Genomic DNA, 21752 nt, shown 5'->3' with positions numbered 1-21752 from the left:
CGCTGAGTCGGTGAGTTCGACTCCCCCGTTCCACCTCCCGGGCGTGGCCGCGGTCGCCGTCGCGGCGCTGCTGATGGTCGCACCCGTCGCGCCCGTCGCATACGCCGAGGAGTCCGGGCCGTCCGCGGCGCCCGGGACGTCCATGGTGGAGCCGGAGCCCGCCGCACCGTCGGCGGGGCACCCCGCGGGCGAGGGGCGCCCCCGGCCGGGCAGGCCGACGGGAGGCCAGGTCGTACGGCCCGAGGAGGCGGGGCCGGCGGTCGACGCCGAGAGCGACTGGGGCACGGACTCCGGGAGCGACCACACGAACGACCACGAGAACGACGCGGGAAGCGGTACGGGCGGTACGGGACGCGATCCGGAGACCGGTGCGAGCGCGGCGGCCACCCGCCCCGGCAAGGAGCCACCGGCCACGCCCGCCCCCGCCACCTCCGCGACGCCGTCCGCCGACTCCGCCCGCCCCTCCGGCAAGGCGCCGGCGGCGTCCGCCTCCGCCTCCGCATCGCCCTCACGCGCGCGTCCCGACCGGCCCGCGCGGACCCCCCGGGAGGACGGCGCGGAAGAGGCGGCGGGGGACGACGAGGCGCTCCCCGAGGCGTTCGCGCCGATCCCCGAGTCGCCCCCGGCGCCCCGGCCCCCGGCACCCGACGCGGCCCGCGAGCGGGGCACAACCTTTGTCACGAACGCGTCACGGCGGCCCGTCTCCGTACTGACCCTGGGCACCGGGATCACGCTGATCGGGCTGGGTCTCGGCTTTCTCGGCCTGCGGCTCCGCCGCCGCTGAGCCCCGTTGAACCCCCGCGCCACCTGCGCGTTCCTTCTTCCCGGGCACTTCCCCGGCGACTTTCCTGGCGCTTTCCTGGCGCTTCTCCGGCGCTTCCCCGATGCCCGGGTAGTCCTTACGGCGTACTTACGACGTCCCCCTCAGGTCGCTTGCGGGCCACGACATACTCGGTATACATACTGAGTATGTCGATTCGCCATGGGCTTCTCGCCCTCCTGGAACGTGGCCCGCGCTACGGCTCTCAGCTCCGCACGGAGTTCGAGTCACGCACGGGTTCCACCTGGCCGCTCAACGTCGGGCAGGTCTACACCACCCTCAGCCGTCTGGAACGTGACGGCATGGTCTCCCAGGACGGCGAGGACCAGGCGGGGCACGCGCTCTACGTGATCACGCACGCCGGCCGTACGGAGCTGAAGTCCTGGTTCCGTACGCCCGTCGACCGGGCCAGCCCGCCCCGCGACGAGCTGGCGATCAAGCTCGCCATGGCGGTGGGCGCGCCGGGCGTCGACATCCGGGAGGTCATCCAGTCGCAGCGCCGCCACACCATCAAGGCGATGCAGGACTACACCCGGCTCAAGGCGCAGGCGCTGGACGCCGTACCGACGGACCGGGACGAGGTGGCCTGGCTGCTCGTCCTGGAACAGCTCATCTTCCAGACGGAGGCCGAGGCGCGCTGGCTCGACCACTGCGAGTCCCGGCTGATCCGGCTCTCGATGGTGCCGGCGCGCGAGGCCCTGCCGGTGGAGGGAGCCACGGGCACACCCACGGACGATCCCCCGAACGGCACGTCCGGCGCGGTGTCCGGTGCCGTGTCCGGTGCCGTGTCCGGTGCGACCTCCGGCCGGACGCCCGTGAAGGAGCCCCACCGGTCCGGCGGTCGCTGACACCCACCGCCTCCCGGCCGCCGATCCCGGCGGCAGACCGCCGACTCCGCTTCCCGGCCGTATCCGGCGGGACGCACCCCCGCCCGCGTCCCGCCGGATACAGCCGGGCCGGACCGAACGATCACTCATGGTCCCGGCGGCGCCGCACCACGCCCGTCCCGCGCGTACGTACCGCGCCCAGCGCATGCGCGCGCTCACCGCGCCCCCGCATCGCACGGAACCACTCCTCCATCCACGTACATCCCATAGGGGGGACCCTCATGGCCCGCAAGTCACATGAGCATCAGCAGTCACAGAAGCCACAGCAGAAAGTCGGTACACCCCCGGCGCCCCCGTCCCGGTCCGGCTCCGCCCAGAGCCCCGTTCTGCAGCTCCAGGAGCTGACCCGCGTCCACGGCAGCGGCGCCACCGAGGTGCACGCCCTGCGCGGGATCAACCTCGATGTCTTCCCCGGCGAACTCGTCGCCGTCATGGGCCCGTCGGGCTCCGGCAAGTCCACCCTGCTGACGATCGCGGGCGGCCTCGACATACCCACCTCCGGCCGCGTGATCGTCGAGGGCACCGACATCACCACCGTCGACCGCAAGAAGCTCGCGGCCCTGCGCCGCCGCAGCGTCGGCTATGTCTTCCAGGACTACAACCTCATCCCCGCCCTCACGGCCGCCGAGAACATCGCCCTGCCGCGCGAGCTGGACGGCGTCTCCGCCCGCAAGGCACGCGTCGAGGCGCTCGCCGCCCTCGCGGAGATGGGCCTCGAACAGCTCGCCGACCGCTTCCCCGACGAGATGTCCGGCGGCCAGCAGCAGCGCGTCGCCCTCGGTCGCGCGCTCGTCGGCGACCGGCGCCTCGTCCTCGCGGACGAGCCGACCGGCGCACTCGACTCCGAGACCGGCGAAGCCGTGCTCGGCCTGCTCCGCGCCCGCTGCGACGCGGGCGCCGCCGGCATCCTGGTCACCCACGAGCCGCGCTTCGCCGCCTGGGCGGACCGCGTGGTCTTCCTGCGGGACGGCGGCGTCGTCGACCAGACCCTGCGCAGCGACGCGGAGTCACTCCTCTCCGGCCAGGCGGCCGAGCTGTGAAGACCTGGTACCACTCCTGGCGGGCCGCACTGCGTATCGCCCGCCGCGACGCCTGGCGCTACAAGGGACGCAGCTTCCTCGTCCTGGCCATGATCGCGCTGCCCATCCTCGGCGTGAGCGCCCTGGACCTGACCATCCGCAGCTCGGAACTCTCCGCCTCGGAGACCGTGGAACGGGACCTGGGCGGCGCCGACGCCCGGTTCTCCGACCCCGAGTACGGCGGCGTGCCCATCATGCAGAGCCCCGAGGGCGACGGCTACCAGCCGAAGGAGAACTTCGACGGCAAGCCGTGGCCCGACGGCCTTACCGACGTCAAGAAGGTCATCCCGGCGGGCGCCACCGTCCTGGAGGACGCCGTCGGCTCCGGGAAGCTCCGCACCACCCACGGGCTGCTGCACACCGAGATCCGTGAGCTGAAGGCCGCGGACCCGATGGCGCGGGGCATCATGCGCCTCGGCGAGGGCCGGTTCCCGGAGAAGAGCGGCGAGGTCGCGGCGACCACCCACTTCCTGGAGGCGAGCGGTCTGCGGATCGGGTCGAAGCTCACCGCCCGTGGGTTCGACGCCGAGTACCGGATCGTCGGCTCGTACGAGCTGCCGAGCGAGCTCGACGCGGACCAGGTCAACGCGCTTCCCGGTGCACTGCTGGCCCCGCTCGACAAGGCGCTGAAGGCCGACGACCTGCCCGGTACGAGCAGCAGCAGCACGTATCTGGTCAACCTGGCCGGGTCCGGGTCCGGGTCCGGTGGTTTCACGTGGAACATGGTCCAGGAGATCAACACCAAGGGTGTCGTGGTGGTCTCGCGCGCCGTGGCCCTGGACCCGCCGGACCGCGCCGATATCGCTCTGTACCAGGAGGGCGGCTGGGGCGACTACGAGCAGAGCACCAGGGCCCAGACCACCGAGCTGGCCGCGATCGGCACCGTCGTCGGCCTCGCGATGCTGGAGATCTGCCTGCTGGCGGGCCCCGCCTTCGCCGTCGGCGCCCGGCGCTCGCGCCGCCAGCTCGGCCTGGTCGGCGCCAACGGCGGCGACCGGCACCACATCAGGGCCATCGTCCTCGGCGGCGGCCTGGTGATCGGTGTCGCCTCGGCGGTCGTCGGTACGGTCCTCGCCATCGGCCTGACCTTCGCCCTGCAACCCCTCCTTGAGGACTACCTGGGCAAGCGGTTCGGCAGCTTCGACATCCGGCCGCTGGAGCTGGGCGGTATCGCGCTGCTCGCCGTACTGACCGGCCTGCTCGCCGCGATCGTCCCGGCCGTCACCTCCTCCCGGCAGACCGTCCTGGCCTCGCTCACCGGCCGCCGCGGGGTCCGTAGGTCCAGCCGGGTGCTGCCGATCGTGGGGCTGATCGCGGTCGCGATCGGCGCGGCGATCGCGCTGTACGGGTCACTGATGACCGACCAGTTCGCCATCGTCGCGGCCGGCAGCGCCCTCGCCGAACTGGGCGTGGTCGCGCTGACCCCGGCCCTGGTGGGGCTGTTCGGCCGGATCGGCCGCTGGCTGCCGCTCTCGCCGCGGCTGGCGCTGCGCGACTCCGTACGCAACCGGGGACGCACGGCCCCCGCCGTGGCCGCCGTACTGGCGGCCGTCGCGGGCACCGTCGCCGTCTCCACGTACACCGCGAGCAGCGACGCCCAGCAGAGGGCCGAGTACGTGCCCCAGCTCCCGCACGGCGCGGTCTCCGTCGCGGTCACCGAGGGCAGCAGCCGGGACGTGCCCGCTGTGCGGGACGCGGTCCAGAAGTCCCTGCCCGTCGACGTCCGGGCCGACGTGGACCGGATCAACGTCGGCAAACCCAGTTGTCCGATGTACAGCGACGAGGAGGGCTGCGGGCAGTACGAGGTCGTCGTGCCCAAGCCCAACGAGTGCCCGCTGTGGAAGGAGGGCGACAGGGGCGAGGAGCTCACCACGGCCGAACGCCGCAAATTCGGCAAGGACTGGCGCTGCAAGGACAGCGAGGTCTACACCTATGCCGACTACGGGGTGCTGGTCGGCGACGCCAAGGTGCTGAAGGTCCTCGGCATCAAGGACCCGGAGGCCGGGAAGGCGCTCGCCGAGGGCAAGGCCGTCTCGTTCGACAAGCGGAACGTCAACAAGGACGGCAAGATCGGCATCCGTGCGATCACCGATGTCGAGGCCGCGGACAGGGCACGGGAGGCGAACGAGGAGCTGCCGGGCGACATCAAGTCGTTCACGGCGCACCAGGCCCCCGAAGGCACCAACGCGTACGGCATGTCCCTGATCATGACCCCGGCCACCGCGAAGGCAGCGGGCTTCGGCACCGTCCCGTTCGGCGCGTACTACTCGACCACCTCCCTGCCGACCACCGCTCAGCAACAGAAGCTGGACGGTGAGATCGACAAGACCGGCACCGAGGTCAACCTGCGGATCGAGAAGGGATACGAGGCCCAGACCGACATCGTGCTGCTGGCACTGACCGTCTTCGCCGGTCTGATCACCATCGGCGCCGCCGGTATCGCCACCGGGCTCGCCCAGGCCGACGCCGAGGCCGATCTGAAGACGCTCGCGGCGGTCGGGGCCCCTGCCCGGGTCCGCAGGACACTCAGCGGTTTCCAGTGCGGGGTGGTGGCGGTGATGGGGGTCCTCCTCGGCTCAGCGGCCGGGGTGCTGCCCGCCATCGGGCTGCTGCTGACCACGCGGCGCAGCGAGGAGAGCTGGTACCAGGAGGCCCTGGACCAGGGTGCGAGCCTCGCCACCCCGCCGTACGTGCCCATTGTCATCCCGTGGGCCACGGTGGCCGCCCTGCTGATCGCCGTCCCCCTGGGCGCGGCGCTCCTGGCGGCGCTGGTCACCCGTTCACACCGGACGCTGGGCCGCAGGGCCGCCACGTAAGCCACGTAAGCCACGTAACGGCCCGGTGCCCGCCGGGAACACCCGTGGGGCACGGTTGTGGGGCCTCCCGGCCCCGGAAGCGTGCCCCACGGGACGGCCGCAACCGTGCCCCGCAGGACCGTGCCCCCGTACGAAGACGGATCGTCTTCATACGGGGGCACGCCTCATGGTGACGCACTTGTGCGAGACAATGGGCCGCATGGAGATGCCGAGGAACGAACGGTCGCAGGAGAGCCCCCATGTCCTGGTGGTCGGACAGGACGGGATGGCGCTCGGCGGCGGCGGGGCCGACGCCGAGGCGCGTGAGATCCCGGTGACCGAGATGGTGGAACAGCCCGCGAAGGTCATGCGCATCGGCAGCATGATCAAGCAGCTTCTGGAGGAGGTGCGGGCGGCTCCTCTGGACGAGGCGAGCCGGGTGCGGCTCAAGGAGATCCACGCCGGCTCGGTGAAGGAGCTGGAGGACGGGCTCGCCCCCGAACTGGTGGAGGAGCTGGAGCGGCTCTCGCTCCCCTTCACCGACGAGGCGATCCCCTCGGAGGCGGAACTGCGGATCGCGCAGGCCCAGTTGGTGGGGTGGCTGGAGGGTCTGTTCCACGGGATCCAGACGGCGCTGTTCGCCCAGCAGATGGCGGCCAGGGCCCAGTTGGAGCAGATGCGGCGCGCGCTGCCGCCGGGCTCCGTCCCGGAGGACGAGGGCGACCAGGGCCATGGCGCGATCCGCTCAGGCCCGTATCTGTAGAGCCGTCGACGGCTTCCGCGAAGCATGTGACAGGGATCGCGCGGTCCGGCCCACCTGGGGTGCGCCGGACCGCGCCCCTGTTTCCAGGAGCTTCTGTGTCAGGAGCCTCTGTTGTCAGTCTGTTGTCAGGAGTTCCTGCTGTCAGGAGTTCCTGCTGTCAGGAGCCTGCTGTCAGGAGGCGAGGAGCAGCACCTTGCCGATGTGCGTGCCGCTCTCCAGCGCGCGGTGCGCGTCGGCCGCCTGCTCCATCGGCAGCGTCTGATCCACGATCGGCCGGACCTGCCCGTCCGCGATCAGCGGCCAGACATGCTCCCGTACGGCCGCGACGATGGACGCCTTCTCGGCCAGCGGACGGGCACGCAGCGACGTCGCGGTGATGGCGGCGCGCTTGCCCAGCAGGGCGCCCAGATTGAGTTCGCCCTTCGCCCCGCCCTGGAGACCGATCACCGCCAGCCGGCCGTTGACGGCCAGCGCCTTCACGTTCCGCTCCAGGTACTTGGCGCCGACGATGTCGAGGATGACATCCGCTCCCGCGCCCTCGGTGGCCTTGCGGATCTCCTCGACGAAGTCCTGCTCGCGGTAGTCGATCAGGATGTCCGCGCCCAGCTCGGCGCAGCGCGCCAGCTTGTCAGGGCCGCCCGCAGTGACCGCGACCCGCGCGCCCACCGCCTTGGCGAGCTGGATCGCCATCGTGCCGATCCCGCTGGCGCCGCCGTGCACCAACAGCGTCTCGCCCGGCCGCAGGTGGGAAATCATGAACACGTTGGACCACACCGTCGTGGTGACCTCGGGCAGCGCCGCGGCCGTGGCCAGGTCCAGCCCTTCCGGTACGGGCAGCAGCTGCCCCGACGGTACGGCGACCCGCTCGGCGTAGCCGCCGCCGGCCAGCAGCGCGCACACCTCGTCCCCGACGGCCCACCCGGCGACACCGGGCCCCAGCGCCGTGATCCGGCCCGCGCACTCCAGGCCCGGGTACGGGGAGGCGCCGGGCGGGGGATCGTAGAAGCCCTGGCGCTGCAACAGATCGGCGCGGTTGACGGCGCTGGCCACCACCTCGACGAGCACCTCGCCCTCACCGGCTACGGGATCGGGCACCTCGGCCCATACGAGCGCGTCGGGGCCACCGGGTTCCGGAATCGTGATCGCATGCATGGCCGCGAGGCTACTCCTGAGCGCCGGACGGAGAGGCGAGGTCGGCCGGTGGAGTTGGTGGCCAGATCGGTTGCGGGCCAGGTGGGTTGGTGGCCGGGTCGGTTGGTGGCCAGGTCAGCCCGGGCACCAGCTCAGTTGGCGAGGCCGGACTCCGTGGGGCTCGTGGCCCGGACGATGGTGATCAGCCGGTCGGTGAGCTGGAGCGGGCTCGCTGCGGGGTCGTCGTAACCGAGCAGCCGGTGCCCGCGCAGCACGCTCACGACCAGGTCGTCCGTCTCCCGTACGCTCCGGCCCACCTCGGCCTTTATCACCGGGCGTTCGATGAGGTCGAGGCCGCTGCCCTGCTGGATCAGATCCTCCATCACCGTGCCCGCGCTGGGGCTGAGCACCGAGAGCCCGAGCAGCCGGCCCGCCGCGCTCGCGCTGGTGATCACGGCATCCGCGCCGGACTGCCGCAGCAGCGGTGCGTTCTCCTCCTCGCGCACCGCGGCGACGATCTTCGCGCCCCGGTTGAGCTGCCGTGCGGTCAGGGCCACCAGGACCGCCGTGTCGTCGCGCTGGGTGGCGATGACGATCTGGCGGGCGCGCTGGAGTTCGGCCCGCAGCAGCACATCGCTGCGGGTCGCGTCGCCGACGACCCCCACGAACCCCTCCGCGTTGGCCGCCTCGATCACCTTGTTCGAGGGGTCGACGATGACGATCTGTTCCTTCTTCAGACCCGTGGCGCAGAGGGTCTGCATCGCCGAACGCCCCTTGGTGCCGTAGCCGACGATGACGGTGTGATCACGCAAGTTGGACCTCCAGCGGTTCAGCCGCCACTCCTCACGGGTGCGCTCCGTGAGGACCTCAAGAGTGGTTCCGACCAGGATGATGAGGAAACAGACCCGCAGCGGGGTCACGAGCAGAACGTTCACCAGCCGCGCGCTGTCGCTGTACGGGACGATATCGCCGTACCCGGTCGTGGAGAGCGTGACGGTCGCGTAGTAGACGGAGTCGAGGAAGTCGACCGAGTCGTCCGCGTTGTCGTGGTAGCCGTCGTGGTCGGCGTAGACGAGAAAGACCGTCAGCGCGAGGACGAACAGCGCCATCAGCAGCCGTCGGCTGACCTGCCGCAGCGGCCGTACGGTCTTGCGGCGCGGCAGCTTCACCCGAGCGGTGACCAGATACTCGTCCGCGCGTCTGGCCATCGCATCCTGGCCCGGAAGTTTCACGTGAAACACCCTCCGTCGACCGTTGCCATGGCGTTCCACGGCAGGTCGAGAACTTCCAGATCGTCGCCCGGCCGCGCACCACCGGGCTTCACCACCGCGAGCCCGTCCGCGACGGCGATACCGCGCAGCATGGCCGGACCGTTGAATCGCAACGGTACGAGCCCCTCGTCCCGGTGGACGAAGGGGACCAGCCGGGTGTCGGACGGATGTCCGTGCACCGCGTCCCGTACGGGTACGTGGTACGGCGTCCGGGGTGTCCGCCCCGCCAGCGCGCAGAGCACGGGCTCGGCGAGCGTCAGCAGCCCGGAGACCGCGGCGAGCGGGTTGCCGGGCAGCCCGATGAACAGCCGTCCGGGGGCTCGCCGGGCCAGCACCATGGGATGACCGGGGCGTACGGCGACCCCGTCCACCAGCAGTTCGGCGCCCGTCCGCCGCAGCACGGTATGGACATGGTCGACCGGTCCCGCCGCCGTACCGCCCGTGGTGATGACGAGATCCGCCGTGGACGCGGAGACGGCGCGGTGCAGCGCCTCTGCGTCGTCACCGAGCCGGCGGGTGGCGGTGACCTCCGCGCCGAGGGCGCGCAGCCAGGGTGCGATCAGCGGGCCGAGGGCGTCCCGGATCAGTCCGTCGTGGGGGAGCCCTTCGGCGAGCAGTTCGTCGCCGAGGACCAGCACATCGACGCGCGGTCGCGGGATCGTGGGCAGTTCGTCGTACCCGGCCGCCGCCGCGAGCCCCAGCACGGCGGGGGTGATCACATAGCCGGCCGGCAGCAGACGCTCGCCGGAGCGGCACTCCTGGCCGCGCGGCCGGATGTCCTGGCCCTGGGTCACCGGGCGCTCGGAGTGGAGATGTCCGGCGCCGTCGGTACGGGCGTGTTCGCTGCGGATCACCGCGGTCGCGTCGGGCGGGACACGGGCGCCGGTGGCGATCCGTACCGCCGAACCGTCGGGGAGGGGCGCGGCCGTGGCGTGCCCGGCGAGCAGGCCGGGGCCGGGGCCGTCGTCGCCTCCGTCCCGGTCTCCGTCGCTGCCGGTGCCGCGGCTCCGTACGGACCAGGGGCCCGGCCCGGAGACCGCCCAGCCGTCCATGGCCGCGGTGTCGAAGGACGGCAGGTCGGTCAGCGCGGCCAGCGGCTCGGCGAGTGCCAGGCCGAGGGCCTGGTCGAGGGGGACCCGGCGGGCCCGCGTGGACGGTGTTCCGTCCGGTGCCGGGCGCCCGGAGCGGGCCGCGAGCGCGCGGGCGTCGGACCACGCCGTCGCGCCGTGCCGGCCGGACGTGGCGGGACCGGTGCCGGTGCCCCGGCCGGCGCCGTGGCCCGCGTCCGGGCCGGCCGGGCTTCGGCCGACGAGGGCCAGCACGTCGTCGATCCCGTCGATCCCGTCGATCCCTTCCGTCCCACCGCGCCCACCGCCCCCACCGGCCGTGCCGGTTCCGTTGCCCGCCGTGGTCCCGTCGGCCTTGCGGTCATGGGCGGTCATCCTGCGTCGGCCCCCTTGGCCTTCGCCTCGGCCTCCGCCTCGGCCGCCCAGCGCAGGGCCAGCGCCTCGGCCTTGCGGGCCGCTTCCGCGACGGCTTCGGGCCCGTCTCCCCCGGCCTTGCCCGCCGCATACCCGACCAGGAAGGTCGTCAGCGGCGCGGCGGGCCGGGCGACGCCGTGCGCGGCGTCGCGGGCGAGGTCGAGAAGGGCAGACGTGTCGACGTCCAGCTCGATGCCGAGTTCGTCCTTGACTGCGGTGATCCATTCGTCCAGCACGGTCCCATGCTCCCTGATCCGGGCCCGCGCCGTGGAGATGTCTTCCCAGGTGTCACAGTCGAAGGAGGCGAGGGGCTCCGCGTCGACCCGGGCGAGTTCGAGTTCCCGCACCAGCAGCCGCAGGGGCAGCCCGGCGAGGCTGCCGTACTCGGTACGGAGCAGGGCGATCTCACGGCGCAACGGCTCGGCCCGGTACGCCGCGACCAGCGGCTGGTCCCGGCCGTCGGCGTCGGTGAGCAGCGCCGCCTCGACGCCGCTCCCGACGAGCGTCCCGATCAGCCGGCGCACCGTCGGCCGGGAGAGGAAGGGCAGGTCCGCGGAGAGGACGAGCACGGTCTCCGTGTCGGTCCGCACGGACCGCACCCCGGCGTCGAGCGCGGCGAGCGGACCGCCACCGGGCGGCTCCTCCCGGGCCCAGCGCACCGGCCGGGCCGTGGGCCGCCGACCGCCCACGACCACCGTGTCGGCGGCTCCGTCGCTGGCGGCGAGCACCCGGTCGAGCAGCGCCCGGCCGCCGACCAGCACGCCGGGCTTGTCGACCCCGCCGAGCCGTCTGGCGGCGCCTCCGGCGAGCACGATGGCGTCATACGCGGTCATGGCTGCATTATGTGCCGTGCTCGCCGGTTCGCAGCACGCGAGGTCGCCCCTTCTTCGGACGCGGCCCCGTCACAGCGTGCGCAGCAGCACCGCCGGTTGCTCGACGCAGTCCGCCACATGACGCAGGAAGCCGCCCGCCGTACCGCCGTCGCAGACCCGGTGGTCGAAGGTGAGTGAGAGCTGGACGACCTGACGCACCGCCAGCTCCCCTTGGTGGACCCAGGGTTTGGGCACGATCCGGCCGATGCCGAGCATCGCGGCCTCGGGGTGGTTGATGATCGGGGTGGAGCCGTCGACGCCGAACACCCCGTAGTTGTTGAGCGTGAAGGTGCCGCCGGACAGATCCTTCGGCGTCAGGGTGCCGGCCCGGCCCGCCTCCGTGAGCCGGGCGAACTCGGCGCTCAGCGACTCCGCGGAGCGGGTGTGCGCGTCCCGTACGACGGGGACGACCAGCCCGCGGTCGGTCTGCGCGGCGAAACCGAGATGCACCGCGGGCAGCCGCACGACCTCCCGGGCCGCCGTGTCCACGGTGGAGTTCAGCTCGGGGTGCCGGGCGAGGGCCGCCGTGCAGATCCGGGCGAACAGCGCGATCAGCGAGACCTTGGGCCCTCCCCCCGCGTTCATCGCCGTACGGGCGGCCAGCAACTCCGTGGCGTCCGCGTCGACCCAGCAGGTGGCGTCCGGAATCTCGTGCCGGCTGCGGACGAGTTTGTCCGCGACCGCGCCCCGTACGCCCCGCAGCGGCACCCTCGTGGCGCCGGACGGCAGCGGGGAAGCCTGCGCACGGTCGGGCGCCTGCGGCGGCGCGGCCGGTGCATGCGCGATCGGGACCGGCACGGCCGGGGACGCCGTGACGCCGTCCCGTATCGCCCGCTCGACGTCGCACCGCAGGATCAGTCCGTCCCGGCCCGTGCCCGTGAGCGCCCGCAGATCGAGGTCGTGCTCGCGGGCGAGCCTGCGCACCAGCGGCGAGACCACCGGGACGGGCCCGGCCGTCCCGTTCGCGGTGGTACCGGCGGGAGGAACCGTACGGTCCCCGTTCCGCTGCGGCCGGACCCGGCGTCTGCGGGCCACCGGCGCGCCCGTGCCGTATCCGACGAGCACATTGCCCGACGCCCCGTCCCTGGACGGGGCCGGAGCCGAGGGCGGGGACGACGGTGCGGGCTCGGCCACCGGAGCCGCAGCGGGGCCAGGGGTCGGGGTCGCCGCGGAGTCGGGCTCCGGCCCGTCGGCCGGGGCGGACGCGCCCACCGCGACGGTCAGCAGCGGCGCCCCGACCGGCAGCTCCGTGCCCTCCTCGCCGTAGCGCGCCGTCACCACACCCCCGTAGGGGCAGGGCACCTCGACCATCGCCTTGGCCGTCTCGACCTCGACGACCGGCTGATCGACGGCGACGACATCCCCCACCGACACCAGCCAGTGGACGATCTCCGCCTCGGTCAGCCCTTCACCGAGGTCAGGCAGTTTGAATTCCAGCACCTGCGCCATCAGCTCTCCGTCTCCCACTGGAGCCGCGCGACCGCGTCCAGCACCCGGTCCACTCCCGGAAGATGGTGCCTCTCCAGCATGGGCGGCGGATACGGAATGTCGAATCCGGCCACCCGCAGCACCGGCGCCTCCAGATGGTGGAAGCAGCGCTCGGTGACCCGTGCGGCGATCTCCCCGCCCGGCCCGCCGAAGCCCGTGGACTCGTGGACGACGACCGCCCTGCCCGTACGGCGCACGGATTCCGCCACCGTCTCGTCGTCGAACGGCACCAGCGAGCGCAGGTCGACGACCTCCAGGTCCCAGCCCTCGGCGCGGGCCGCCTCCGCCGCGTCGAGACAGACCGGAAGCGAGGGGCCGTACGTGAGAAGCGTGGCGCTGGAGCCCCGCCGCCGGACGACCGCGCGCCCGATCGGCTCGACCGTGGCCGGCGCGTCCGGCGACCAGGCGGCCTTCGACCAGTAGAGCCGCTTCGGCTCCAGGAAGACCACCGGGTCGTCGGAGGCGATGGCGGCCCGCAGCAGCCCGTAGGCGTCCTCGACCGTCGCCGGCGTGACGACATGGAGGCCGGGGGTCGCCATGTAGTACGCCTCGGAGGAGTCGCTGTGGTGCTCGACGCCGCCGATCCCGCCGCCGTACGGCACCCGCACCGTGATCGGCAGGGGCAGCGCGCCGCGCGTACGGTTGCGCATCCGCGATACATGGCTGATGAGCTGTTCGAACGACGGATAGGCGAAGGCGTCGAACTGCATCTCCACGACCGGCCGCAGCCCGTACATCGCCATGCCGACGGCCGTCCCCAGGATGCCCGCCTCGGCGAGCGGGGTGTCCGTGCAGCGCTCGTCCCCGAACTCGGCCGCGAGCCCGTCGGTGATCCGGAAGACCCCGCCGAGCGTGCCCACGTCCTCCCCGAGGACATGGACCGCCGGGTCCTCGGCCATCGCGTCGTGGAGCGCGCGCTGGAGCGCCAGCGCCATCGTGGCGGGCTTCGCCGCGACGGCCTTCTCCACGATGGTGCCGGTCATCGCGGATCACCGGACCCTTCGACGGCCGACTCGGCGGAGGCCGTCGACTCTGCGGAGGCGGCCAGCTCGGCCCTGAGCTGGTCCTCCTGCTCACGCAGTTGCGGCGTCCGCTCCGCGTAGACGTGCGCGAAGAGGTCCATGGGGTCGAGCACCGGATCCGCGTTCATCCGGTCGCGCAGCCGCGCCGCCATCGTCTCGGCGGACGCGGCGGCCTTCCTGATGCCGTCCTCGTCGAGCACCCCGCGCGCCGTCAGCTCGCGCTCCAGCAGCCGCACCGGGTCGTGCGCGCGCCAGGTCTCCACCTCGCCCCCCTCGCGGTAGCGCGTCGCGTCGTCGGCGTTCGTATGGGCGTCGATGCGGTACGTGACGGCCTCGACCAGCGTGGGGCCCCCGCCGCGCCGGGCGCGGCCCAGCGCCTCGTCGAGCACCCGGTGCACCGCGACCGCGTCGTTCCCGTCGACCAGGCGCCCCGGCATGCCGTACCCGACGGCCTTGTGGGCCAGGGAGGGCGCGGCGGACTGCTTGGCGAGCGGTACGGAGATCGCGAAGCCGTTGTTCTGGACGAGGAAGACGACCGGGGCGCGCCATACGGCGGCGAAGTTCAGCGCCTCGTGGAAGTCGCCCTCGCTGGTGCCGCCGTCACCGACCAGGGCGAGCGCGACGACGTCGTCCCCCCGGAGGCGGGCCGCGTGCGCCAGCCCCACCGCGTGCGGAAGCTGGGTGGCGAGCGGCGTGGAGAGCGGGGCGATCCGGTGCTCGTGCGGGTCGTACCCGGTGTGCCAGTCGCCGCGCAGCAGCGTCAGCGCCTGGACGGGGTCGAGCCCGCGCGCCACGGTGGCGAGGGTGTCGCGGTAGCTGGGGAAGAGCCAGTCCTGGTCGCGCAGGGCGAGCGCGGCGGCGACCTGGCACGCCTCCTGGCCGGTGCTCGACGGGTAGACGGCGAGCCTGCCCTGCTTGGTCAGGGCCGTGGCCTGCGCGTTGAACCTGCGGCCGCGGACCAGCTCGGCGTAGAGCCGCAGCAGCAGCGCGGGGTCGGCCCCGGCCGCGGCGTCCGTACCCAGTACGCGGTACGGCTCGGGGTCGGGGAGCAGCGGTGCGGGGTCGGTCCGCGGCTGCCAGGCCGGGGGCGGGGCGGGTGGACGGGCCGCGGCGGCGGGCAGTTCCTGGACCGGCGTGCTGCTCTTCTTCACGCGTGCACCTCCTCGTCGGGGCGAACGGGCGGAGCACCGGATCGCGGCGCCGCCTCCCTACCGATTGTTCGGTCGTCGGGCCATTTTGGCTACACACGCCTCCAGCCTGTGGACAAACGGTTCTCCACAGCCTGGGATGGACGCAGGCCGTCCATGGCGGGGAGTCCGGGAGACAGGAGAGCTGAACAAATGGCCGACGGCACGGAACGGTCCGCCGCGCAGGAGCAGCCGCCACGCCCGCTGGACGCCATCGACCGGGACATCCTGCGCATTCTCCAGACGGACGGCCGCGCCTCGATACGGTCGGTCGCCGAGCGCGTCCATGTGTCGCGGGCCAACGCGTACGCGCGGATCAACCGGCTGATCGACGACCGGGTGATCCGCGGTTTCAGCGCCAGGGTCGACCATGAACGCGCCGGTCAGGGGGCTTCCGCGTACATCACGCTGAAGATCGTCCAGAACTCCTGGCGCACGGTGCGCGAGCAGCTCCAGGAGCTGCCGGGTGCCACCCACATCGCGCTGGTCAGCGGTGATTTCGATGTCCTGCTGCTGGTGCACACCCCGGACAACAGGACGCTGCGGGAACTGGTCCTGACCAGGCTCCAGTCGATTCCGGAGGTGCTCTCGACCCGCACGCTGCTGGTGTTCGAGGAGACGGACCTGGACCCGGGCAGTGTGCCGCCTCCCTGAGGCGTGCCCCTCAGGCAGTGCCGGACAGGAGGTGCGCGGCCGGGAAGTGCGGCCAGGAGGTGCGGGGGCCCGCCCGTCAGGAGGCGCGCAGCCCGTCGAAGGCCAGCCGTACGACGGCGTCCGCGACCTGGTCGTGGTCGTAGCCGCCGGCCGCGTGCGGCCGGTACCACTCGACCAGGGAGTTGACCATGCCGAAGAGCAGCCGGGTCGCCAGCTTGGTGTCCAGGTCGGCCCGCAGGTCCCCCTCCGCCGCGGCGGCCTTGAGGAGGCCGGCGACGCGCTGGTCGAACTCCCTGCGCCGTTCCATCGCCCAGCGCTCGGTCCCCGTGTTGCCCCTGACCCGCAGCAGCAGCGTCACATAGGGCAGCTCGGCCATCAGCACCTCGACCGTGCGCCGGGTGACGTACTCGACCCGGACGACGGCCCGGCCACGTGTCGCGCCGTCCTCCTCCAGGATGCCGAAGAGGCCGTCCAGGGCGCGGCTGACGGCCCGGCGCAGCAGCTCCTCCTTGCCGACGACATGGTGGTATATGGAGGACTTGGAGATCCCGGCCGCCTTGGAGAGGTGCTCCATGGAGGTGCCGTCGTAGCCGCGTTCGTTGAAGACGCGGACGGCCACGGCCAGCAGGGTCTCGGGTGTGTAGGTGTCGCGCTTGGCGGTGGTCATGAACGCCCCTGCTTCGCTTCGGTGTCGGCGCGGCGGGTCAGTGCCGTGGACGGGGCGTAACGGCCGCCGGGATACGCGCCGTCCAGGGTCGTCAGGAAGGACCTGGCCCACCACGCCGTGAGCCGGTCGCACCACTCGCCGGGTCCGCCAGGGTAGTTCACGCCGAGTTTCATGGCGGTGTCGATGTCCCGCGCGCTCGCCACCCCGCGGGCGGCGGCGTCGCAGGCGAGGTCGATCAGCAGGGCGACGGTACGGCCGACGATCATGCCGGGGACGTCGTCGACGACGCTGACCCGCTTGCCGAGCCGCTGGAAGAGGCCGATGGCCGCCCGCAGGTCCCCGGGGTCGGCGTCGGCTCCGGGCGCGAGGGCGACGCGCGTACAGGAGCGGTAGTCCAGCGCGAGGTCGAAGTGGATGCACGGCCCGAAGGGGTCGCCCGTGGCGCTCGATCCGTCGGTGAGGCGCAGCGCCGTACCACCGGGCAGGGCGAGGAAGCCCTCGGAGACATGCGGGGTGCGGTCGCGGGTGACCTTGACGCCCGCTTCCTCGATCATCTCGCGCAGGACCGCGGCGGGCCCGAGATCCGCGTGCACGCCGACCGTGTCCGGGGCCTCGCACGGCCCTTCGGTGCGCGGTAGGGGCGCGGCGGCGCCCTCTGTGTACGGGAACCACCCCTGGCCCGTCTTACGGCCGAGCCGGCCCGATTCCACCAGCCTGCGCTGGGCGAGCGAGGGGGTGAACTTCGGGTCGTGGAAGAAGGACTCCCACACGGAGCGGGTGACGGCCTCGTTGACGTCCTGGCCGATCAGATCGGTCAGCTCGAAGGGGCCCATCCGGAAGCCGCCGCACTCGCGCAGGACCGCGTCGATGGTGGCGGGGTCGGCGGCGCCCTCCTCGTACACCCGCAGCGCCTCCGCGTAGAAGGGGCGCGCGACGCGGTTGACGACGAAGCCCGGCGTATCGGCGCAGCGCACCGGGGTCTTCCCCCACGCCAGCACGGTCTCGTACGCGCGCGTCACGGCGTCCGGGGCGCTCGCGAAGCCGCTGACGACCTCCACGAGGGGCAGCAGGGGCGCCGGGTTGAAGAAGTGCGTCCCCATGAGGCGTCCCGGCAGGCGCAGCGCGCCCGCGACGGCCGTGACGGAGAGGGAGGAGGTGTTGGTGGCGAGCAGGCAGTCGTCGGCGACGACGTCCTCCAGCGCGGCGAACAGCTCCCGTTTGGCGGAGAGCTCTTCCAGGGCGGCTTCGATCACGAGCGCGGCGTCGGCCAGTTCGGCGAGGTCCACGGCCGGGAGCAGCCGGGCCACCGCGGCGTCGCGGGCCGCCGTGTCGAGCCGGCCCTTGGCGACCAGCCGGTCCAGGCGTCCGGCGATGGTGGCGGCGGCCTGTCCGGCGCGGCCCGGCACGGCGTCGTAGAGCCGTACGGGGTGGCCGGCGACCAGCGCCACCTGGGCTATGCCCTGGCCCATCGTGCCGGTGCCCGCGACCGCGACGACGCGGCCCGGCTCGATTGCTGTCATGGCCGCAATCCTCCCGTATCGGTGGGGCGCGCGGTGCCGGGGAGGCGACCGCTGTCCGCCCGGTTCGTCGTCGGTTGTCCACAGGATCGCCCGGATCCCCTTGTCCCGACCGATCGTTCGGTTACTCTAACTCTGTCCGCCGGTCCATGTCCCCCGCCCCGTCCTCAGCCCCCGTACGCCGCCTCTGTTCTCCGCCCGCGCACGTCCTCGCATGTCCCCGCACGTCCCCGCACGTCCCCGCACGTCCGATGAACTCGATGAGGAGTTGGTCCACGATGGCCGCCCAGCTCAGCCCCCAGCAGCTCGCCGAGAAGCACCGGCCCACGCTCGACCGGGCCCTTGAGACGGTCGGGTCCCGCGGCTACTGGTCCCCGCACCCCGAGCACCCCAAGGCGTACGGCGAGAGCGCGCCCGCCGACGGGCTCGCCGCCTTCCAGGCGCTGCGCGGGACCCGCTTCGAGCTGGACCAGCCGGGTACGGACGGCTGGACCGGCGGCGAGGTCTCGCCCTACGGGCCGGCCCTGGAGATCGAGTACCCGCACGCGGACCCGGACGTCCTGCTGCCCGCCCTGCGCGCGGGCATGGGCGCGTGGCGCGCGGCGGGGCCCGAGACTCGCGCCCTGGTCTGTCTGGAGATCCTGGCGCGGATCAGCGCGCGGACCCACGAGTTCGCGCACGCGGTGATGCACACGAGCGGCCAGGCGTTCACGATGGCGTTCCAGGCGGGCGGCCCGCACGCCCAGGACCGCGGTCTGGAGGCCGTGGCGTACGCGTACCAGGAGCAGACGCGTACGCCCGCGTCGGCCGAGTGGTCCAAGCCGCAGGGCAAGCGGGACCCGCTGGAGCTGCGGAAGTCCTTCACCGCCGTGCCGCGCGGGGTCGCGCTGTTGATCGGCTGCAACACCTTCCCCACGTGGAACGGCTATCCGGGGCTGTTCGCCTCCCTGGCCACCGGCAACCCGGTGCTGGTCAAGCCGCATCCGCGCGCGGTGCTGCCGCTCGCGCTCACCGTACGGGTGGCCCGGGAGGTGCTCGCCGAGACGGGCTTCGACCCGAATCTGGTGGCGCTGGCGGTGGAGCGGCCCGGCGAGGGGATCGCCAAGACCCTGGCCGTCCGCCCGGAGGTCCGGATCATCGACTACACGGGGTCGACCGCCTTCGGCGACTGGCTGGAGACCCACGCGCGCCAGGCGCAGGTGTACACGGAGAAGGCGGGCGTCAACACGGTCGTCGTGGACTCCACGGACGACTACAAGGGGATGCTCTCCAACCTCGCCTTCTCGCTGTCGCTCTACAGCGGCCAGATGTGCACGACGCCGCAGAATCTGCTGATCCCCCGGGACGGCATCACGACGGACGCGGGCGAGAAGTCGTACGACGAGGTGGTGGCCGACCTGGCGGCCTCGGTGGCCGGGCTGCTGGGCGACGACGCGCGGGCCAACGCGCTGCTGGGCGCGCTGGTCAACCCCGGGGTGAAGGCCCGTCTGGAGGCGGCCGACGGGCTCGGGGACATCGCGCTCGCCTCACGGGAGATCGCCCATCCGGACTTCCCGGACGCGGTGGTCCGTACGCCGGCGATCGTGAAGGCCGACGGCGCCCGCAAGGCCTGGGAGAAGGCGTGGGAGGGCGGCGAGGAGGTTCCGTACCTCACCGAGTGCTTCGGCCCCGTGTCCTTCGCGGTCGCCGTGGACTCGACGGAGGACGCGCTGGAGCTGCTGCGGCGCACGGTGCGCCATCAGGGCGCGATGACGGTCGGCGGGTACACGACGTCCCCGGGGACGGAGCGCGCGCTTGAGGAGGTCTGCCTGGAGGAGTCCGCGCAGCTCTCGCTCAACCTCACGGGAGGGGTGTACGTGAACCAGACGGCGGCGTTCTCGGACTTCCACGGCTCGGGGGGCAATCCGGCGGCGAACGCGGCGCTGTGCGACGCGGCGTTCGTGGCGAACCGCTTCCGCACGGTGGAGGTCCGCCGGCCGTCCTGAGCCGTTCCGTTCGGGTCGGACCGGATCAGGGCGCGAGGCCGGTCAGGGCAGGGGGCCGGTCAGGGCGCGGGCGGCGCCGGGATGTCCGCGTACCGCTGGATCCAGGCGTGCATGGCGATGGCCGCGGCGGCTCCCGCGTTGATCGAGCGCGTCGAGCCGAACTGGGCGATCGAGCAGACCATCGTGGCGTGCTCACGGGCCTCTTCGGTCAGGCCGGGACCCTCCTGGCCGAAGAGCAGCACGCAGCGGCGCGGCAGCTCCGTCCGCTCCAGTGCGACGGCGCCCGGCAGATTGTCGATGCCGATGATCGGCAGCCCCTCGGCCGCCGCCCAGGCCGTCAGCTCCTCCGTACCGGGATGGTGGCGCACATGCTGGTACCGGTCGGTGACCATGGCGCCGCGCCGGTTCCAGCGCCGCCGGCCCACGATGTGGATCTCCTTGGCGAGAAAGGCGTTGGCGGTGCGGACCACGGAGCCGATGTTGAAGTCGTGGCTCCAGTTCTCCACCGCCACGTGGAATTCGTGTCGCCGGGTGTCGAGGTCGGCGACGATCGCCTCGCGCGTCCAGTACCGGTACTGGTCGGCCACGTTGCGCCGGTCACCGGCCGCCAGCAGCTCCGGGTCGTACCGCTCGCCCTGGGGCCAGGGCTCGCGGTGCGGTCCGACACCGACCGGGGGTCCGTAGCCTTCGTCGTACTGGACCGGCTCCAGGCCCTCGTCCGATGTCTCGCTGATCACCTACACGAGGGTACGTGGCTGCTCGGAGCTCTCCCGCCGCTGCCCGGGCGGGGCCGCCTCGGCGCGGGGGCGGGTCCGGCCCGGCAGCCGGCCGAGCAGCCGGTCGCGCACTCCGGTGACCCGGCCGCCGAGCCACAGCAGGAAGACCGTCGGCAGGAACACGGCGTCGGCGGCGATCATGGCGAGCGAGAAGAACGGCAGCCCGAGCAGTACGGCGATCCCCGCGTGCTCCAGCATCATCGCGACCAGCAGGACGTTCTTGACGCGCCGGTTGAAGAGCGTGAACGGGAAGGCGACCTGCACGATGACCGTGCCGTACGTCAGCACCATCACGATGAGCGCGCTGGACGCGAAGAGGTCGGAGAGCGCGGGCCAGGGCGCGAAGTAGTCCAGCTTGAGCGGGTAGTACAGCGCGGTGCCGTCCTGCCAGCGCGACCCCTGGATCTTGTACCAGCCGGCGGTGGCGTAGACGAGACAGACCTCGGCCATGATCACGGCGAGCGTGGCGTTGTGGAGCAGATTGGCGAGCACGTCGAGGAGCGCGCGCGGCTCACCGTGGGGCGCGTGGTGGTTCACGGCCCACCAGAGCCCCTGACCCGCCCAGACCCCCCAGAACAGGGCCAGCAGCCAGCTCTCGATCTGGATCCGGTCGGTGAGCGTGCCGATGAGCAGGGCCGTACCGGTGACGGTCCAGAGGACGGGGCCGACCCGGTCCCGTACGGCCGGAGCGGCGGCGCCCGCAGCCTTCGCCGCACTCGCCACGCGGGCGGCGCGCCGGGCGTCGAGCGACCAGACCTGCCCGCAGCGCGTCAGTACGAGATAGATCGCCATGAGGTGGATGACGTTGTCGCCGCCGTCCCCCATGAAGATGCTGCGGTTCTGGAGCGACAGCACCCCGAACATGAAGAGCACGGACATGGTGCGGGTCCGCCAGCCGAGCATCAGCAGCGCGCTGGAGAGCACGGCGACGGCGAAGACGATCTCGAACCACACCACGCTGTCCGACCACATCAGCGCGGAGAAGGCGCTGTTCTTCGCGATGAGCTGCTGGGCCATGTCCCAGCTCCACGGCCCGTCGGGGCCGTACAGCTCACGGCGGTGCGGTACCTCGCGCAGCAGGAAGAGCAGCCAGGTGCCGGCGAAGCCGATCCGTATGACCGCGCTCTGGTAGGGGCCGAGCGCGGCGGCCGTGACGCGGTGGAGCGCGCCCGCCACCCGCTGGTCGAGAGGGCGCGCGGGCGCGGCGGGGCGCGGGGCGGGACGCACGGTGGGCCAGGGGTCGGGACGCGCGCCCCGGGGCGGCGCGGACGGCTGATCAACCGGCGGCGGTACGGGCTGTCGCGGCGGTACGGGCTCCACGGACCGTTCGGGCTGTTCGGGCCGCTCGGGCTCCACG

18 protein-coding genes are annotated in these 21752 nt (G+C 72.8%); 7 read left to right on the top strand and 11 right to left on the bottom strand.

The window, feature by feature from the left end; all coding sequences use genetic code 11:
- Window positions 1-10 precede the first annotated feature (10 nt).
- From ACIBJC_RS26035 to ACIBJC_RS26015, 5 genes are all read left to right on the top strand, one after another.
- Entirely contained in the window at window positions 11-784 is a 774-nt protein-coding gene (locus ACIBJC_RS26035) for a hypothetical protein (RefSeq protein WP_399296382.1), read from the top strand.
- A gap of 185 nt (window positions 785-969) precedes the next feature.
- Entirely contained in the window at window positions 970-1668 is a 699-nt protein-coding gene (locus tag ACIBJC_RS26030) for a PadR family transcriptional regulator (RefSeq protein WP_399296380.1), read from the top strand.
- Between the two features lie 260 nt (window positions 1669-1928).
- A complete protein-coding gene (locus tag ACIBJC_RS26025) occupies window positions 1929-2747 on the top strand; it encodes an ABC transporter ATP-binding protein (RefSeq protein ID WP_399296378.1) in 819 nt (272 codons plus the stop codon).
- Entirely contained in the window at window positions 2744-5602 is a 2859-nt protein-coding gene (locus tag ACIBJC_RS26020) for an ABC transporter permease (protein ID WP_399296376.1), read from the top strand. The genes ACIBJC_RS26025 and ACIBJC_RS26020 overlap by 4 nt, the downstream gene beginning before the upstream one ends.
- A gap of 199 nt (window positions 5603-5801) precedes the next feature.
- Window positions 5802-6344 carry a bacterial proteasome activator family protein gene (locus ACIBJC_RS26015; protein ID WP_329828279.1) on the top strand — a complete coding sequence of 181 codons (543 nt, stop codon included), beginning with the start codon at window positions 5802-5804 and terminating at the stop codon, window positions 6342-6344.
- Between the two features lie 171 nt (window positions 6345-6515).
- On the opposite strand, the gene ACIBJC_RS26010 is transcribed toward ACIBJC_RS26015, so the two are convergent.
- The 7 genes from ACIBJC_RS26010 to pdhA all read right to left on the bottom strand — a co-directional run bounded on the left by ACIBJC_RS26010 (window position 6516) and on the right by pdhA (window position 14760).
- Window positions 6516-7496 (bottom strand): NAD(P)H-quinone oxidoreductase, encoded by a 981-nt coding sequence (locus ACIBJC_RS26010; protein WP_399296374.1) that lies wholly within the window; start codon window positions 7494-7496, stop codon window positions 6516-6518.
- Between the two features lie 131 nt (window positions 7497-7627).
- Window positions 7628-8683, bottom strand: a complete 1056-nt coding sequence (locus ACIBJC_RS26005; RefSeq protein ID WP_399296372.1) for a potassium channel family protein — start codon at window positions 8681-8683, stop codon at window positions 7628-7630.
- Between the two features lie 20 nt (window positions 8684-8703).
- Complete coding sequence (locus tag ACIBJC_RS26000) at window positions 8704-10188, bottom strand: molybdopterin molybdotransferase MoeA (RefSeq protein WP_399296370.1); 1485 nt, start codon at window positions 10186-10188, stop codon at window positions 8704-8706.
- The gene (locus tag ACIBJC_RS25995; RefSeq protein WP_399296368.1) at window positions 10185-11060 is read right to left on the bottom strand and encodes an NTP transferase domain-containing protein; all 876 of its coding nucleotides are present in this window, start codon (window positions 11058-11060) and stop codon (window positions 10185-10187) included. The genes ACIBJC_RS26000 and ACIBJC_RS25995 overlap by 4 nt, the downstream gene beginning before the upstream one ends.
- 69 nt (window positions 11061-11129) lie before the next feature.
- Window positions 11130-12548, bottom strand: a complete 1419-nt coding sequence (locus ACIBJC_RS25990) for a dihydrolipoamide acetyltransferase family protein (RefSeq protein WP_399296366.1) — start codon at window positions 12546-12548, stop codon at window positions 11130-11132.
- On the bottom strand, window positions 12548-13570 hold the full coding sequence (locus tag ACIBJC_RS25985; RefSeq protein WP_399296364.1) for an alpha-ketoacid dehydrogenase subunit beta: 1023 nt from the start codon (window positions 13568-13570) through the stop codon (window positions 12548-12550). The genes ACIBJC_RS25990 and ACIBJC_RS25985 overlap by 1 nt, the downstream gene beginning before the upstream one ends.
- Window positions 13567-14760: a pyruvate dehydrogenase (acetyl-transferring) E1 component subunit alpha gene (pdhA, locus tag ACIBJC_RS25980; protein WP_399296362.1), complete on the bottom strand. Its 1194-nt coding sequence runs from the start codon at window positions 14758-14760 to the stop codon at window positions 13567-13569. The genes ACIBJC_RS25985 and pdhA overlap by 4 nt, the downstream gene beginning before the upstream one ends.
- Before the next feature lie 189 nt (window positions 14761-14949).
- Between pdhA and ACIBJC_RS25975 the strand changes: the two genes are divergently transcribed.
- The gene (locus tag ACIBJC_RS25975; RefSeq protein ID WP_399296360.1) at window positions 14950-15450 is read left to right on the top strand and encodes an Lrp/AsnC family transcriptional regulator; all 501 of its coding nucleotides are present in this window, start codon (window positions 14950-14952) and stop codon (window positions 15448-15450) included.
- Between the two features lie 76 nt (window positions 15451-15526).
- Here ACIBJC_RS25975 and ACIBJC_RS25970 read toward each other — a convergent pair whose 3' ends face one another.
- Window positions 15527-16117, bottom strand: a complete 591-nt coding sequence (locus tag ACIBJC_RS25970; protein WP_329828270.1) for a TetR/AcrR family transcriptional regulator — start codon at window positions 16115-16117, stop codon at window positions 15527-15529.
- Window positions 16114-17637 carry a 3-hydroxyacyl-CoA dehydrogenase gene (locus tag ACIBJC_RS25965; protein ID WP_399296358.1) on the bottom strand — a complete coding sequence of 508 codons (1524 nt, stop codon included), beginning with the start codon at window positions 17635-17637 and terminating at the stop codon, window positions 16114-16116. Before ACIBJC_RS25965 ends, ACIBJC_RS25970 begins: the two co-directional genes overlap by 4 nt.
- A 275-nt stretch (window positions 17638-17912) precedes the next feature.
- On the opposite strand from ACIBJC_RS25965, the gene paaN reads away from it, so the two are divergent.
- A complete protein-coding gene (paaN, locus tag ACIBJC_RS25960) occupies window positions 17913-19619 on the top strand; it encodes a phenylacetic acid degradation protein PaaN (protein ID WP_399296356.1) in 1707 nt (568 codons plus the stop codon).
- 59 nt (window positions 19620-19678) lie between these two features.
- Here paaN and ACIBJC_RS25955 read toward each other — a convergent pair whose 3' ends face one another.
- Both ACIBJC_RS25955 and ACIBJC_RS25950 read right to left on the bottom strand, forming a co-directional pair.
- Window positions 19679-20356, bottom strand: a complete 678-nt coding sequence (locus ACIBJC_RS25955; RefSeq protein ID WP_399296354.1) for a TrmH family RNA methyltransferase — start codon at window positions 20354-20356, stop codon at window positions 19679-19681.
- Complete coding sequence (locus tag ACIBJC_RS25950; RefSeq protein ID WP_399296793.1) at window positions 20357-21622, bottom strand: HTTM domain-containing protein; 1266 nt, start codon at window positions 21620-21622, stop codon at window positions 20357-20359.
- Window positions 21623-21752 lie beyond the last annotated feature (130 nt).

Origin of the sequence: Streptomyces sp. NPDC050509 (genome assembly GCF_044457965.1) — a bacterium.
Lineage (GTDB): Bacteria > Actinomycetota > Actinomycetes > Streptomycetales > Streptomycetaceae > Streptomyces.
The sequence above is the reverse complement of the archived record's forward strand: the minus strand, read 5'-3'. Positions and strand labels throughout refer to the sequence as shown.